We start from the raw sequence: 14,705 nt of genomic DNA, 5'->3' as shown, positions 1-14,705 counted from the left end.
TATTTGAAAGTTATTTCCGCGGCCGGCTAGCGAGAAGTGGGGCGGGGTTAGGGTGAAATTTAGTGCTTGATGCCAAATGGGGCTGACAGTGCTTTCAGGTTTTCCAGTACTTTTTCGGCCCGGACGATGTTCGCCTGCAATTCGACATTCTCCGGTGCCAGGGCTTTTGCTTCGCGCCAAGCTTCCAGGGCGCGCTCGATTTCGCCCTGGCTGTATAAATAGTTACCGCGCTTGATTGCGATTTCGACCTGGGTATCCACCTGTCGCTGAAGCTCTGATTGCAGAAACAATAGCTGCGGATGTTCTGGCCACTGTTGCCGCAGTCGATTCAGTTGCTTTCGAGCGCCGAGCAGGTCGCCGGCGCTTAGTGCCTCTTGCAGCTCCTTGAGCGGTATCTCGTTGGCGTTTTTTCGTGAGGCTTTGGCTGGTTTAGCCGGTTGCGGTTTTGATTGGCGAATTTCGCGGTTTACCTGGGCCAGCTCCCGCTCTATCTGTTGCCTCTGGTTCTGGTCTTGATCGAGGTCGTCGCCATACAGGCGCTGTGCGATCTTCAAGCCGCGCTGTGCCTGTACGTAGTCCTTTCGCTGCAGGGCCAGTTGCGAGTACTCGTGTAGCGTTTCTGCTGATTCCCGACGCTTTCGATGAAAGTTTTTCTGTTCCAGCCAGGTCATTACGCCGGGGCCCTGAAGCTGTTGCAGACGGTGGTAGGCGTCGACGTCTTTCAGTAATTGCTCCCCTTCGTGAATTGCCAGTTCCATGCGCAGCCGTGCTTCGCGCAAGTCACGTCGCTCTGAAAACGCTTGCCGGGCGGAAGCCAGTTCCTGGCTGTCCGGCAGGGCGCGTATGGCGCCCTCCAATACCTGCTCCGCGCGGTGCCAGTCGCCCTGCTTTTCGAAGCGGCTTGCCGTGCTGATTACATCGTTCTCGAATTGCCGCAGGCTGGTGTGTAATTGTTTGATTGCTTGTTGCTGAGCGGGTGTCGCTGTGCTCATGTCTTGTAGTTGGTCGAGTTCGGCTGACTGTCGGCGTACCTGCTGTACCGTGTCTGGTGGAAACCCTTCCAGCATTTTCTGTGGTGTCGCAATCAGGCTACACCCAGGCAATATCTGGAATATGGGCAACAGCAGAAACCCTATAAACGGTAGCCGGCGATTATGCATGGTCGACCGCTCGTCGGCTCTTTTGCGAGGGTTGGGCATCCAGTAATTTTTGCAGGTTGGACTCGAGAACCTGTTGGCCTTTTTGATGGATATTCTGGATTGAATAAATCCCGACCGGCGCCGATTTTCCGCGAATCGGGATGGTCCGCTCGGCCTTTGCGACGATGCGTGGCTGCAGCATGGTATACAGCTGCTGCCGTACAATGATTTGATCTGGCTGGGCCTCGCTGCACAGTCTGGATGCCAGGTTGACGGCATCGCCAACCACGGTGTACTCCATCCGCTCGTCGGAGCCTAGATTACCAGCCAGCATTGCGCCGCAGTTGATGCCGATGCGGAAATGCACCTCGGGACGGCCATCCGCCCGGCGCTGTTCATTTAGCCGCGCCGCGAGCTGTTGAATCAATACTGCGCAGCTGACCGCGTTGAACGCGTGGTCGGTATCATCTTCCAGCACGCCGAATGCCAGCATCGCACAGTCGCCGATAAATTTGTCGACGACGCCACCGTACAATGAGCAGGCATGCGAGATGTGAGAGAAATATTCATTTAGCAGTTCGGAAACCTGACTTGGCTGCAGCTTTTCTGACATCGCGGTAAAACCGGTGATATCCGCGAACAGGACTGTTGCCTCGATCGGTCGGTCGACCAGGCGGACCTCGTCCAGGTTGGCGAGTACCCGGTCGGCAACATTTTTCGACACGTAGCGGGAAAAGACCTGCTCAACCTGAGACTTCTTTAATAGCCCGGCGGCCATGTTGTTGAACCCTTCGAATAGATATCCGATCTCGTCATTACGTTGCTGATTGATGCGGATTGCCAGATCGCCGCGACCTATGGCCCGGGTTGCTTCCATCAAATGATGGATCGGCAGTGACAGGCGTCGGCTCAGCCAGTAGGCGAGCAAGGACGCGAGAAGGGTCATGGCGAGCGTGGCGTAGACAATGGCATTACGTGCACTGACCGTGGCCTGGTCCATCTGTGATGCTGACAGGGTTACCATCACCGAACCGGCGCGGACACCCTGGTAGGTGGCGGGTGTTATAAAGCTGATCAGGCGTTCCGGAGATCCATCGGTGGTTTGTCGAAACCACGGGTAAGCAAACGTTTCCGCGGATTCAAAAGCGGCAGCAGTCAGGTCAGGCTGGATGCCCGTTGCCGACAGCAGTCTGCCATCGTGGGCGTAGATGCCCGCGCCAAGGACTTTTTCGTCTTGCCCCAGGTTGGTGGTCAGCATGCGCAGGTTCAGGCTGTTCTCTGACAGAATGGGTTCGCTGGCCAGTTTCGCCAGCTGTAATGCCATGGTGTTGCCGAAATCATGCAATTGTGTGCGCAGCAAACGGTTCTGGTTATCGCTGATAAACAGACCGAGGCTCGCCATCCCCAGTACCAGAAGGAGCGTCATAACCAGCGCCAGTTTGAACGCGATCGGGACGCGGCGCGGTAAACACCGGTTAAGGCGCACTTGTAGACCGTTAGCAATGTGCTGCAGGGTAGCTTTGGCCTTAGTGATCAACGGGGGTGTTCTCCTTCAGTTGGGCACCGCTATTTGGGGTGAGGGGGGCCACTATACCAGCTCTTGGGCACTGGTAAGACTAGCCATCTACGGTCTGTTAATCATCGTCATCTCGCGTTGTCGGGCTCCGGCCGGCAGGCCGGAGCAAATCCGCAAGATGACCAGTGCTCCCTTCGGCTGTATTCAGCACTTACGCGCCGATTAAGTGGGTGAAATGCCTGCCCCGGGCTGGTAGGATTCTGCCGCGACGGGGAGCGGCGAACAGATTCTCAATACCACCATCAGTCGCAACGAAACCCTCCGAATGAAGTGATCAGGACCTGTTCGATCACAGATGCACGGGTGCCTTTAACAGCGCTTTATCTTGCCTTTGATAATGAGTATCATTTGCGGGGTTCGAAAATCAGGAGTGACTATGCAATCTCTAGAACGTTTACGGAAGAATCGCGGACTGGGCCTGGTATTTGGCCTGATCGCTCTGCTGGCCGCAGGTCAGGCATCTGCCAACGGTGCCATCGGTGACCATGTCAACGACCTGAAAGGGCACCTGGGGCAGTACTCCGAAGAAGTGAACTGGCTGATCGGCAAGTATGACGGTGTTGTGGACACCTACGAAGCGAAAGGCAAGAAGGCCACCGATACCCAGCAGCTGGTCGAGTTCTGGGAAGAAGTGGATTTTCACTCCGCGATCGAAACCAACTATGTTCCTGTCTACGCCAACATCTGGCAGGGAATTTACGGCATCAAGCAGGCGATTGAGGCCGGTAAGCCCGTTGCCGAAGTGCGTGCCGAGCAAGACAAACTGAACAGTGCCTTCTGGCAGGCGCTGGGTGCGGTGAAGCTCGCTTCCCAATATCAGGAGAAAGGTCTTCTGGCGAAGGTCCAGACGACCGAAGCTGAACCTACCACCATGCCCGAAACGCTGGATGACATAAAACACCGCCTGGATCGGGTTGTGGCAAAATACGCGGAGAAGCTGCCGGAGGCGGCCACTTCCATCGTTCACGACACCTACCTGCACCGCTTCGAAGGGGTAGAGGGGGCGCTGATTGAGCAGGATGCGGCACTGGTGGAAGATCTGGAAAAAGATTTCAACGTGACCCTGCCGCAAGCGCTGGATGGTAAAACCAGCGTTGATGACGTGCGCAAAGTGGTGGAATCCATGCAGGTCAAACTGGATAAAGCCAAGTCGCTTCTCGTGGAAGCGGAGAAAAAACGCAAGGACGTTTTTTAAGTCCGGTTGCAAACGTCACAGTAAGGACAATACGTGCAGCGCAGAGCTTTTTTACACAATCTGGCTGCGGTTGGTGCTATCAGCTGCTTGCCGATATCGATCCAGCGCAGCCTTGCGGCGGAAGCCGGGGCTGTTTCGGTCGATGAGTTGCCGAAGCTGGAAGGAGACCTCACCCTTTACCTCGGGAGAGGTGAGGGCGGCCTTTACGAGAATGTCCTCGAGGCCATCCGCAAGCGCAACCCCAACTTGAACCTGCAGATCCGCCGCGGCGCTACCGCCGCTCTGGCGAATAGTATCGTTGCCGAGGCCAAAGCGGGTGTGCGTCGGGCAGACGTTTTCTGGGCGGTGGACTCCGGTGCGGTAGGCCTGGTGAGTGATGCCGGGCTTGCGCGACCGCTTCCCGCAGACCTGACCGGCCAGCTCAAGCCCGGTTTCCGGTACCCGCAGTGGGCGCCGGTCTCCGGGCGCATTCGTACCCTGCCGTACAATACTGAACGCCTGACACCTGATCAGATCCCGGACAGTGTGATGGCACTGGCGGACAGCGAATTTGCCATCGGCTGGGCCCCGGCCTACGCCTCTTTCCAGTCTTTTGTCACCGCGATGCGTCTTTTGCAGGGTGAGAAGGCCACGGAAGAATGGCTGCGCGGAGTCAGCCGGAATGCGACCAGTTATGCCGGTGAGCTGGGTGTTGTGATGGCGGTAGAGCGCGGGGAAGTGGACCTGGGATTCGCCAACCATTACTACACCCTGCGTTTGAAAAATGGTAAACCGGATGCAAAAGTGGATCTTGCGTTTACCAACAATGATGCGGGCTGCCTGGTGAATGCCTCCGGTATTCTGGCGCTCTCCGAGGGTGATCTGCCGATAAACTTTATCCGCTACCTGCTGACCAGAGAGGTTCAGTCTTATCTCGCGACTGAAGCCTACGAAATCCCCCTGGTCAATGGTGTGAAACCGCCACAAGGTCTGCCGCCTCTGAGCACCATCTCTCCGCCCAAGGTTGACCTGACGCAACTGGCGGACCTGCGACCCACGCTCAACCTGATGCGCCGTGTCGGGGTTCTATGAACCTCCGGCCCGGACGATGGCCCGCGTCGTACCCGCTGGCACTGGTGATCGCATTGCTGGCATTTGTGCCGGTGGGCGTGCTCGTTGGGCTCGCTTCTGACAGCGCGCAGTTGTTTGATGCGCACAACCTGAAGGTCCTCACCAATACTCTCCTGCTGATGCTGTTTACGGTACTCGGCTCTGTTGCGATCGGGGTGCCGCTGGCGCTGATCACTGCTTACGTTCAGTTGCCCTGGCGCAAGTTCTGGTTGATTCTCCTCGCCGCGCCACTGGCCATCCCCAGTTATATCGGTGCCTTTACCCTGTATGCGGCTTTCGGGCGGGGTGGCGAAATCCAGCAATGGCTGGGCTTGCCGATGCCCACCGTCAATGGTCTCGCGGGCGCGACACTGGTGATGACGCTCTACTCCTACCCATTCGTGATGTTGACGACCCGCGCATCCCTGTTGAGTCTGGATGCCAGTCTGGTCAACGCGGCGCGTACCCTGGGGATGACAATTGGCGCCAGTTTGTGGCGAGTGGTGTTGCCGCGGGTGGTGACGGGGATTGCTGCTGGCGCCTTGCTGGTTGCCCTCTATTCGCTGTCGGATTTCGGGACTCCGGCGATCATGCGCCTGGACACTTTCACCCGCGTGATTTTTGTCGAGTACAACGCGTTTGGTCTCAGCCAGGCGGCGATGTTATCCCTGCAACTGCTGGTAATCGTGGGGCTGGTGCTGTTTCTGGAATCCCGCGTGCGCGGTAGCAAGGAAAAACCCGGCCGCCACCTCACGCTCTGGCCATCTCGCGGACACAAGTTAATGATGGCGCTGTCGATCGCGCCGGTGACGCTACTCGCCATTGTGTTGCCTCTTTTGGTCTTTGGCACATGGCTGTTGCGCGAAGGCACAGGTGGGTTTGATGCCACTTACGCCTGGAACTCTGCCCACGCCTCTTTCCTTGCTGCGCTGGTGGCCGTGGTACTTGCGATTCCGGTGGCGCATGCGGCGATCGCCGGTCGCGCCGGGCGATTTATGGAACGCCTGACCTATTTTGGGTTTGGGGTACCGGGCATCGTCATGGGTACCGCGTTGGTATATGTCGGGCTGCAGTTGCCGCTTCTTTACCAGACCCTGGCTCTGCTGGTGCTGGCCTATGTGCTGCGGTTCTTGCCGCTGGCGGTTGGCTCCGTGCGCTCTACCGCCGAGGGCCTGGATCCCAGCCTGGTAAAAGCCGCGCGACTACTTGGGGCCAGCCCGCGGGAAGCCTTTCAGCGAATTACGCTGCCACTGACCCTGCGGGGCATGGTGGCCGGGGCGGCGCTGGTGTTTCTGGAGGCAATGCGGGAGTTGCCTGCAACCCTCATGCTCGGGCCGACGGGTTTCGAAACCCTGGCGACTTACTTGTGGCGGGTGTATGAGGCAGGGTATTTTGGCCGCGCGGCCATCCCCGGCCTGTTGCTGGTATTAATGTCTGCGCTGGGACTTGCGCTGATGTTGTCCGGCGAACGTCGGGCGGAATTTGATGTTACTGGGAAATAAGCGCAGCCATGCTGAAAGTAAGTAATCTTTCTGTTAATTACGGTTCTACCCAGGTGGTAAAGAACCTGGACCTTGCACTCGGGGACGATGAAGTTCTGATGCTGGTGGGGCCCACAGGCTGCGGTAAAACGACCATTCTGCAGGCGCTGGCTGGTCTGATCCCGATTTCCGGTGGGGAAATCCAGCTTGGCCCCTGGCGCTCTACGCCGAGCAAGTCGGTACCACCAGAAAAGCGCAATGTGGGTATGGTGTTCCAGGATTTCGCGCTGTTTCCGCACCTGACGGTGCAGGAGAATGTCTGCTTTCGCCTCAAAGACAATGCGCTGGCGGATCACTGGCTGAAATTACTTGGGCTTGAGGATTTTCGTCACGTAAAGCCGGCGAGTCTTTCCGGAGGGCAGAAGCAGCGGGTCGCACTGGCGCGTACCCTCGCGCATGAACCGGCATTTATCCTGCTGGATGAGCCCCTGTCCAACCTGGATGCGGCACTGAAAGACAGCCTGCGCTGGGAAATCCGCGAGGCGCTGAAAGCGGCCGGCGTGCCTGCGATCTGGGTTACCCACGACCAGGAAGAGGCGCTTTCCATTGGTGACCGGGTAGGGGTGCTGAACGGCGGCGAACTGGAGCAACTGGATACACCCGAGCGCTGCTTTTCTGAGCCGGCCAGCCGGTTTGTGGCGCGCTTTCTCGGCGAGGCGAGTTTCCTGCCCGGACACCTGCAACAGGCACAGGTGGAAACCGAGCTGGGTATGGCCCCCGGTATCCCGATCAAGGGTGCCAGTGGGGCAGTGGATTTGCTGATGCGCCCGGATGACCTGTCCCTGGTCCCCTCGGTGAGTGGTAATGGCATGGTCGACTGGGTCCGTTACGAAGGATGCTCGCGGCTTTACGCGGTGACTGTCGCCAGTGGGTCGCAGGTTCGCGTGCGTACCAGTCATGAAGTGCATGCGGAGCCTGGTGATCGCGTGCAGCTTGCCATAATCACCACCCACCCTCTGGCGGCCTTTGCCCGCTCCTGATTCGCTGGCGCGGGAGACTTGATTCCTGCGCCACTGCCTATTCCACCCGCGTGCTCGCCACCTCCGCATTGTCGGTGGAGGCCGCTATCCCGTCTTGCCAAAAAACCGGTCTGCCGCAGATTCTCCCGGGCCTGTCCAATTAGCATGCTGTTGATTCTGTGCGCTGTTTGCCAGCGCGAGCCTGGTGCGCTGGGAACCAAAGTGGTGCAGCAGCCAAATCTGTGGTTATTTTGCACTTGTTGACCGGGCGGTGCTGATTTTTCAGTGATCACTTGTTATTCCGGCGTGATTTTCTGTAGCTCTTTTGGGCTAGCTGAAAAAGCTTTCCACAGCGTGCTATGAACGCTTTGGGCAAATCAGTTACGCGTGTAATTTGTCAATACTGTTTCGGAATTATTTGTAAGTTGTTGATTTTAAAAGACAAAAGCATTTGGTCAAATTTTCTTCACAGAGTGGTTATGACGGAATAATGCGGGCTGGCGGCGTTTTCCCGACCCTTGTTCACAGACATATCCACAGTTTCTGTGGATTGTGAATAAAAAAATCCGGCAATTGCCGGATTTTGTGCTACTCAGGGTGCTGATATCCCCAGAGAGATAAGTCAGCCCATTATTTAGCTGGGCTGACCCCTATGTCAGATTGTCATACCGGATCAACGGAATGTCAGTTCCACCCGGCGGTTTTGTGCCCGGCCGGCCTCTGTTGCGTTGGTGGCGACGGGCTGGGTCTCCCCGTAGCCCTTGGCGGTAATGCGTGAGGCGCTGATGCCATTTTGCACCAGATAACGTCTTACGGACTCGGCCCGCTGGCCGGAGAGGCGCAGGTTGTAGCTGTCATTACCCTGGCTGTCAGTGTGTCCGGCAACTTCCACCTGGGTGTTGGTCTGGTCACGCAGTGACTGGACCACTTTATCCAGTGAAGTTTCGGCTCTGGCGGTCAGTGTGGCGGAATTAAATTCAAACTGGATGTTTTCCAGGGTGATGGTCTGGTTGGCGACCACACAGCCGTACTGGTCTACTTCGGCGCCGGCCAGCGTATTCGGGCATCGATCATTGCGGTCGAGAACACCATCGCCATCACTATCGACGTTGATGATTTCAGGCTCGGGTTCGGGGGGGGGCGGTGCGGCAACCGGCGTGGCGACCGGTGGGCAGCTGAGCGGAATACTCAGGCCAAAACCAAATTGCCAATCGTTCATGTCTCCGGCAAAGAAGTCCCGGACATAGCGCACCTCCGCGCGTATTTTCAGGCCATCTTTACTGATGGCACCACTGGTGATACCGAAGCCAAGGTTAACAAAGGCGTTGGTTTCATCGTAGCCGTAATCGAACTTCGTATTGTTGTGGGCTACACCGACGCCGCCCAACAGGAATGGTGAGTAACCGTTGCGGCCGTTGAAACTGTACACCGCATCCATGCCAAGCCCGGCGACCTCATTGTCACCACTGGGGTAAAGCTCACCGGAAAACAGAGGCGGGGGGGCGATCAAATTATTGTCATCTCCATCGAGCTTGGTGCCAAACAGCTGAACTTCCGTATACCAGTTGCCCTGCGTCTGCCAGCCGAAGGCGGTGCGTAAGCCGGCGGCCTGTCGCTCGGTATTGCGCTCTTCATCGACGCGGGTGAGGAACGGCATGATATCGATATACCGCTCCTCCTGGGCGATCACCTGCGTGCTGGTGGTTAATGCCGCAACCAGCGCAATCCCCGCGATTCTTTTAATCGACACGTGTGTTGAGGGCATAAATGGCTTCCTTGGTGTTGTGTTGATTATTGGTTCAGTCAGAAGTCGTATTTGGTTGGCGTGGGTGTGGCAGTAAAAGCCGCGCCAAATTTATGACCGGAAAAAGGAATCCGGTTTATACCCGTTACGTTTTAGTTGATCTTGGCGACTTTGCCAGTGATACAGGAGGCGAAGCGGCAAAAATTGGCGGGGATTTTTTTTTGGGGAAGAGGATGCGCCCGAAAATGATAATTCCGGGCGGCGAGGTCGGCGGTAAATTCAGCTCTGGTGGCGAAAGCTGATCAGTGCCGCGGTAATCGCAACGTTGAGACTTTCAACGCCATTCTGCATGGGAATGCGTAGCCGGTGCGTGCAGGCTTTATCGACAGCGGGGCCGACACCGTGGGTCTCATTGCCGAGTACAAAAATGTTGGGTTTTTCGTCGTCGATGGTTTGCAGCGTTTCATGTGCGTGGGAAGACAGTGCGCAGACTCTGGCTCCCCGTTTGGCAAACTGTTCCAGCACCGGTGCCAGCTGGTCACAGCGCAGGATCCGGGTCTTGAACAGGGTGCCCACACTGGCCTTGATGACCAGTGGATCTATCTGGGCGCAGCCCTTGCGGGGCAGAATAATGCCGTCTATGCCGCCGGCACAGGCTGAGCGGATGATCATGCCGAGGTTCTGCGGGTTGGTGATGCCATCCAGTGCCAGCAGCTCAAAATGCGTATCGCTATTTTCTTCCAGAAACGTTTCGGCGGTTCCGTAGTGAGGCAATGCCAGATCCAGCGCTACGCCTTGATCCTGCCGTGCATTTTTGGAAATGCGAGACAGCTCCTTTCGGTCGCAGTGCGCAACGTCAATCTTGCGTTCTGCGGCCAGTTGCTCGATGCGGGAGATCAGCTGGTCTTTGCGATTACTGTCCGCCAGATGCAATTTGTGCACCGGGAGGCTCTGGTCTTCCAGTGCTTCCAGTACCGGCTTGCGCCCGTAAATGGTCAGCAGGCTGTCGAAAAAGGCGCGTTTCTTCAGGTATTCAGGGGAGTCGGTCACGGCTTCTGTTCGTTAAAAAGAGTGTGAAATTGTTGTGCGGTGGATTCGTCCAGGCCGGCTTTTTTGGCCAGCGGCAGCGCCGCCTGTCCGAGGAGGCGATACACTTCCGCCAAGGTCGGCGTGTCGCTTTCCGGTTGTGCCCTGGCGAGCTCTGACAGTGCCGTGAGCTGGCGAGTCACAGTGCGAATATCTCCTCGGGCCAGAGGGCCGGTGAGCGCTTTTTCCGGGCCCAGTGCGAGGTTGTTTTTTGCGGTCTGCATGACGATCGGCGCCAGCAGTTGTCGCGCGGTATCCGCGTCGATACCGGCGGCGGCAAATGTCTGCAGGCTGAGCGCCATCAGGGCAGTGAGATAATTGCAGGCCATCACTGAGCCGGTGTGATACAGCACTTTCTGCTCGGGGCTGAGAGTAATGCAGCTGCAGCCCAGCAGGCTGAAGGCTTCACCAAGTGCTTTCCTGGCGACGCTATCCCCCTCAAGTGCGACAGTAGAGCCGGGCAGGTCTTCCAGCGAGCGCAGTGGACTGGCAAAGCTGTGTACCGGGTGAGTACTGGCGAGGCTGGCGTGTTTACAGGCAGAGAGCGCGCTGGAGGACAGGGCGCCACTGCAGTGAAAAACCACGGGACGAGCATCGGTTGTGCCCTGTTCCGCGGGCACGTTGTGGAGATGTGCGGCGAGTTCGGCGGCGACATGCTCGATGCTGTCGTCAGCGACTGCGATCAGCCAGAAGTCGGCGGGTGCCATCGACGCTATGTCGGCAGTGGCAGTGCCTGCACCAACAAATTCCGCGGCTTCACCGGCGCTGGCCAAGCTGCGATTGCAGATGCTCCCAATGTGGAATACCTGGCGCTCGCGCCACAATCGCGCCAGCGTGCGGCCAAGATTTCCCGCACCGATGATATTCAGGGTATGCAATTACTTCCCCGCCAGGCAATTGACGTAGGCCACCACCGCGTTGGCCAGGCCCATGTTGATCGCATCAACGGTCAGTGCGTGGCCAATGGATACTTCCTGCAAACCGGGCAGGGTGCGGTAGCGGGGAAGGTTGATCAGATTGAGATCGTGCCCGGCGTTGATACCGAGGCCCAGGTGCAGCGCATGCTCTGCGGCCGCACAGTGGGCGGCGAAAATGGGGTCGAGGTCTTTGCTCTGGCGCGCAACAGCTTCCGCATAGGGGCCTGTGTAGAGTTCGATGCGATCGGCCCCTACTTCTTTGGCGAGACCGATCTGGGTCTTGTCAGGGTCCATGAACAGGCTGACACGGATGCCCGCATCGCGCAGCTGCTGGATGATGGGCTCCAGCCGGGCACCATCTTTTTTCAGGTCAAACCCGTGGTCGGACGTCAGCTGGTCGTTGCTGTCGGGTACCAGGGTGCACTGTTGTGGCTTGGTTTCCAGTACCAGCGGCAGCAGGCCGGGGTAACTGCCGGCGGGGCCGGCGAAAGGGTTGCCTTCCACATTGAATTCGATGTTACGCGCAGCACACAGGGAGGAGAGGTCGCGCACATCGTGCGGGCGGATATGCCGCTGATCGGGGCGGGGGTGCACAGTAATGCCATCGGCGCCGGCGTCCAGGCAGGTGCGGGCGTGAGCCACGACGTCGGGGAAGTTGCCTTCACGAGAATTTCGGATCAGGGCGATCTTGTTGAGATTGACGCTGAGAGCAATCACTGGCTAGTGCCTCCGGTTTCGGTCTTGGACTGGGCGCTGCTGTCAGTTTTCATGTCCGAGCTGGTATCGCCATCTTTGCGCCTCGCTTTCAGTATACGCACCGGGGTGTTGGGCGCGTCACGGAACGCCTTGTGCTGGCCGCGAGGCTCTGCTGCGACCTGCTGGACCACACTCATTCCCAGCAACACTTTTCCGAACACGGTGTAGCCGGGCTTGTTAGCGCTGCCGTCGAGGCGGCTGTTGTCCACCAGGTTGATAAAGAATTGGGCGGTTGCACTGTCGGGATCATTGGTGCGCGCCATGGCGATGGTGCCGCGCTCATTGGAGAGCCCGTTGTCGGACTCATTGGGCACCGGGTCGCGGGTGGGCTTTTCCTGGAAGTCAAAGGTGAAGCCGCCGCCCTGGGCCATAAAGCCCGGGATCACCCGGTGAAAAATGGTGCCGTCGTAAAACCCGCTATCGACGTATGCGAGAAAGTTTTCCACCGTCTGCGGGGCCTTGTCGGCATAAAGTACCAGCTCGATGGTACCCAGGTCTGTCTCCAGCTCCACCCGCGGGTTGTTGGCGATAGCCAGGGAAACGCTGGAAAAACACAGCAGTACGGTGGCGATCAGGGTGTTGAACTTGGTGGCAAGCTTCATACGGTAGTCTCTGGTTATGTTCCTTCAAAAACAAAAAGGCCCGGTCTCTGACCGGGCCTTGTGAGCCGGTTATGAAATTCTAACCGCTGCTCAGTGTTGTGGGAAAGCCGTTTCCCTCGGGTCGAGATGCCCGCGGTGAGAAGTCATGGCGACTTTTCAGCAGCCAACTAGTTGGCCCATTCGGAGTTACGTTTACGGGGCCGGAAGTGCGGGGCAATCATCGCCAGAATTGCACCCATCAAAACGGAGATGGCGCCGTACATGTACCACTTCTGGGTTTCACTGCTGGACAGGCGCTGGATCTCTGCCTGGTTCATCGCCTGTTTTTGCTTCAGTAGCTCGTGTTGATTGAGCAGCTTCTGGTGGCGCTGGTTGAGCGCTACCGCATCGGAGGATAGAGACTTCAGTTCTTTCAGCTCTTTGGCCAGTGTTTTGGCCCGCTCCTGTTCCGCTTTCAGTGCGGTGGTCAATTTACTGTTGCTTTCTTCCAGGCGACGCACTTCGCCACCGAGGTTGCCCTGCAGGCTTTCGATGTGCTCGAGCCGCGCTTCCGCCTGAGCGAGTTTCAGTTTGGCGACGGGCTCGGCTTCCAGGTACTGTCGACGCACCCAGCCTTCTTCACCACCTGGCGTGCGCACCTGGGCCCATCCCGTGTCCGGGGAGTCCTGCAGTAGTGTGAGTTTGGTTCCGCTGGGCAGGCCGCGGTGCAGAATACGGAACTCGTTACCCTGGCCTGAGCGCATGGGAACATGGAGCTCGTCGGTAATGTAGCGTTCGGAGCTGATCGCCTGGCTGTGACTGGCCGCTAGGGCGATCATGGAGGCGGCGAGAGTGTTGAATAGTTTTTTCATGGTCTGGGGTAAATCGGGTACTGAATATGTATTTATGGTGCGTTAATACTGGCTGGTGGTCGCCGATCCGTGGATCAGGGCAGCACCAGCTTATAGGGTTTGACGGTGACGTCGGAGTAGACACCTGCTTCCATATACGGATCGGCATCTGCCCAGGCCTTGGCTTCCTCCAGTGACGCAAACTCAGCGACCACAAGGCTACCGGAAAAACCTGCTTCTCCCGGATCTTCGCTGTCAATCGCGGGGTGAGGGCCAGCGATCAGCAGTCGCCCCTGGTCCTTGAGCGCATTCAGGCGCGCAATGTGCTGCGGGCGGGCGGATTTGCGCAGAGGCAGACTGTTTTCGACATCCTGGCTGATAATGGCGTACCACATAAATAATTTCTGTTTCCTGAGTTCCGTTTTTATTAATTCGCGGCAATACGACAGCAATAACCCCTGTTACTGCTGCACCAGTATTTCTTCCAGTTTCAAACCGGTCAGTTTGCCGATACGGCGAAACAGGAACACCAGCACCAGCATCAAAATGATGGTGGCGGGCAGGGCAATTACCGGGAAACTGAGCGCGGTCATTTTGCCGAGCTCCTCATTGAATGCGGCGGTGCCGGGCGGGCTCTTCAGCAGTACCTCGGCGAGAATGTAATTCAGTGTCGAGGACAGAAAGAAGGAGCCGGCGATCATCCACGAAGCGTGCTGCAGCGTCCGCTCAAACGCGGTCTCATTGCCATTGGAATTCAGGCTGCGGGCGATTTTCCCGGTGTCGAGAATGCGGTCGTTATAGATCAGGGTGCGCACCAGCGGCCAGCGTGTGTACAGGCTGGCAATAGTGGCGATACCCAGCAGGCCGGGGATGGCGGCTTCCTTGATGGCAATATATTTAGCGTCCAGCTCCAGCAGGCTCATGCCGCCGGTAAGCAGGATACTGATGATTCCGAGCGCGGAAAAAAAGTTGACCTTGCCGGAGCGCTGCAGGTCCCGCAAGCCATAAGCCAGCGGAAAGGCCAGTGCCACTACAATAGCCCACTTGGTGCCCAGCCAGTCATCGCCCGAAAGCTTGGTCAGGATCAGGGTCGGGATAACTATGTTGAGGGCCAGGTTTGCGAGCAGGCTCTCTTTCTGCGGCGCCTGCTCCGACTTGGGCCGTTCCCCCGTTGCATATTGCCCGGCGGTGTCGCTGGTCGGCTGGACTGGATTACTCTGGTTGCTATCGGTCATGGTCTGTTCCGGTGATAATGCCCGCTGGCTGACGGT

The 14,705-nt window shown here is 57.7% G+C and carries 15 protein-coding genes; 5 read left to right on the top strand and 10 right to left on the bottom strand.

The features are described 5' to 3' along the window. Positions 1 to 59: 59 nt before the first annotated feature. Positions 60 to 1,160, bottom strand: coding sequence for a coiled-coil domain-containing protein (locus GTQ55_RS11570; protein WP_161858874.1), 1,101 nt, complete (start codon positions 1,158 to 1,160; stop codon positions 60 to 62). Further along, positions 1,153 to 2,565 (bottom strand): adenylate/guanylate cyclase domain-containing protein, encoded by a 1,413-nt coding sequence (locus GTQ55_RS11565; RefSeq protein ID WP_161858873.1) that lies wholly within the window; start codon positions 2,563 to 2,565, stop codon positions 1,153 to 1,155. Before GTQ55_RS11565 ends, GTQ55_RS11570 begins: the two co-directional genes overlap by 8 nt. Positions 2,566 to 3,091: 526 nt before the next feature. On the opposite strand from GTQ55_RS11565, the gene GTQ55_RS11560 reads away from it, so the two are divergent. The 4 genes from GTQ55_RS11560 to GTQ55_RS11545 are packed head-to-tail and all read left to right on the top strand — an operon-like array spanning position 3,092 to position 7,520. Continuing rightward, complete coding sequence (locus GTQ55_RS11560) at positions 3,092 to 3,910, top strand: hypothetical protein (protein WP_202620612.1); 819 nt, start codon at positions 3,092 to 3,094, stop codon at positions 3,908 to 3,910. A gap of 33 nt (positions 3,911 to 3,943) precedes the next feature. Continuing rightward, positions 3,944 to 4,981, top strand: coding sequence for an extracellular solute-binding protein (locus GTQ55_RS11555; RefSeq protein ID WP_161858872.1), 1,038 nt, complete (start codon positions 3,944 to 3,946; stop codon positions 4,979 to 4,981). After that, positions 4,978 to 6,501, top strand: coding sequence for an ABC transporter permease (locus GTQ55_RS11550; protein ID WP_161858871.1), 1,524 nt, complete (start codon positions 4,978 to 4,980; stop codon positions 6,499 to 6,501). Before GTQ55_RS11555 ends, GTQ55_RS11550 begins: the two co-directional genes overlap by 4 nt. A gap of 8 nt (positions 6,502 to 6,509) precedes the next feature. Continuing rightward, positions 6,510 to 7,520, top strand: coding sequence for an ABC transporter ATP-binding protein (locus GTQ55_RS11545; RefSeq protein ID WP_161858870.1), 1,011 nt, complete (start codon positions 6,510 to 6,512; stop codon positions 7,518 to 7,520). Between the two features lie 652 nt (positions 7,521 to 8,172). Here GTQ55_RS11545 and GTQ55_RS11540 read toward each other — a convergent pair. After that, positions 8,173 to 9,264, bottom strand: a complete 1,092-nt coding sequence (locus tag GTQ55_RS11540) for an OmpA family protein (protein ID WP_161858869.1) — start codon at positions 9,262 to 9,264, stop codon at positions 8,173 to 8,175. 29 nt (positions 9,265 to 9,293) lie between these two features. Here GTQ55_RS11540 and GTQ55_RS11535 point away from each other — a divergent pair, with 29 nt between their 5' ends. Beyond that, on the top strand, positions 9,294 to 9,545 hold the full coding sequence (locus tag GTQ55_RS11535) for a hypothetical protein (protein WP_161858868.1): 252 nt from the start codon (positions 9,294 to 9,296) through the stop codon (positions 9,543 to 9,545). Here GTQ55_RS11535 and GTQ55_RS11530 read toward each other — a convergent pair. The 7 genes from GTQ55_RS11530 to GTQ55_RS11500 form a co-directional block, all read right to left on the bottom strand. Then, positions 9,523 to 10,293, bottom strand: coding sequence for a TrmH family RNA methyltransferase (locus tag GTQ55_RS11530; protein WP_161858867.1), 771 nt, complete (start codon positions 10,291 to 10,293; stop codon positions 9,523 to 9,525). The genes GTQ55_RS11535 and GTQ55_RS11530 overlap by 23 nt on opposite strands. Then, complete coding sequence (locus GTQ55_RS11525) at positions 10,290 to 11,207, bottom strand: Rossmann-like and DUF2520 domain-containing protein (RefSeq protein ID WP_161858866.1); 918 nt, start codon at positions 11,205 to 11,207, stop codon at positions 10,290 to 10,292. The genes GTQ55_RS11530 and GTQ55_RS11525 overlap by 4 nt, the downstream gene beginning before the upstream one ends. Further along, complete coding sequence (locus GTQ55_RS11520; protein ID WP_161858865.1) at positions 11,208 to 11,963, bottom strand: pyridoxine 5'-phosphate synthase; 756 nt, start codon at positions 11,961 to 11,963, stop codon at positions 11,208 to 11,210. Beyond that, on the bottom strand, positions 11,960 to 12,604 hold the full coding sequence (locus GTQ55_RS11515) for a peptidylprolyl isomerase (protein ID WP_161858864.1): 645 nt from the start codon (positions 12,602 to 12,604) through the stop codon (positions 11,960 to 11,962). Before GTQ55_RS11515 ends, GTQ55_RS11520 begins: the two co-directional genes overlap by 4 nt. Positions 12,605 to 12,771: 167 nt before the next feature. Further along, entirely contained in the window at positions 12,772 to 13,455 is a 684-nt protein-coding gene (locus tag GTQ55_RS11510) for a TIGR04211 family SH3 domain-containing protein (RefSeq protein ID WP_161858863.1), read from the bottom strand. Between the two features lie 74 nt (positions 13,456 to 13,529). Further along, positions 13,530 to 13,829 carry a YciI family protein gene (locus GTQ55_RS11505; RefSeq protein ID WP_161858862.1) on the bottom strand — a complete coding sequence of 100 codons (300 nt, stop codon included), beginning with the start codon at positions 13,827 to 13,829 and terminating at the stop codon, positions 13,530 to 13,532. Positions 13,830 to 13,895: 66 nt separating this feature from the next. Further along, a complete protein-coding gene (locus tag GTQ55_RS11500) occupies positions 13,896 to 14,669 on the bottom strand; it encodes a VC0807 family protein (protein ID WP_237567657.1) in 774 nt (257 codons plus the stop codon). Positions 14,670 to 14,705: the final 36 nt, after the last annotated feature.

It is taken from the genome of Microbulbifer hydrolyticus (assembly GCF_009931115.1).
GTDB lineage: Bacteria > Pseudomonadota > Gammaproteobacteria > Pseudomonadales > Cellvibrionaceae > Microbulbifer > Microbulbifer hydrolyticus.
This window is presented reverse-complemented; position numbering and strand designations above follow the sequence as displayed.

What these genes read in the sequence shown, in the direction of transcription:
- GTQ55_RS11570 (WP_161858874.1), bottom strand. Translation starts at nt 1,160, where the DNA reads ATGCATAATCGCCGGCTACCGTTTATAGGGTTTCTGCTGTTGCCCATA.
- GTQ55_RS11565 (WP_161858873.1), bottom strand. Translation starts at nt 2,565, where the DNA reads ATGACGCTCCTTCTGGTACTGGGGATGGCGAGCCTCGGTCTGTTTATC.
- GTQ55_RS11560 (WP_202620612.1), top strand. Translation starts at nt 3,092, where the DNA reads ATGCAATCTCTAGAACGTTTACGGAAGAATCGCGGACTGGGCCTGGTA.
- GTQ55_RS11550 (WP_161858871.1), top strand. Translation starts at nt 4,978, where the DNA reads ATGAACCTCCGGCCCGGACGATGGCCCGCGTCGTACCCGCTGGCACTG.
- GTQ55_RS11545 (WP_161858870.1), top strand. Translation starts at nt 6,510, where the DNA reads ATGCTGAAAGTAAGTAATCTTTCTGTTAATTACGGTTCTACCCAGGTG.
- GTQ55_RS11540 (WP_161858869.1), bottom strand. Translation starts at nt 9,264, where the DNA reads ATGCCCTCAACACACGTGTCGATTAAAAGAATCGCGGGGATTGCGCTG.
- GTQ55_RS11515 (WP_161858864.1), bottom strand. Translation starts at nt 12,604, where the DNA reads ATGAAGCTTGCCACCAAGTTCAACACCCTGATCGCCACCGTACTGCTG.
- GTQ55_RS11510 (WP_161858863.1), bottom strand. Translation starts at nt 13,455, where the DNA reads ATGAAAAAACTATTCAACACTCTCGCCGCCTCCATGATCGCCCTAGCG.
- GTQ55_RS11505 (WP_161858862.1), bottom strand. Translation starts at nt 13,829, where the DNA reads ATGTGGTACGCCATTATCAGCCAGGATGTCGAAAACAGTCTGCCTCTG.
- GTQ55_RS11500 (WP_237567657.1), bottom strand. Translation starts at nt 14,669, where the DNA reads ATGACCGATAGCAACCAGAGTAATCCAGTCCAGCCGACCAGCGACACC.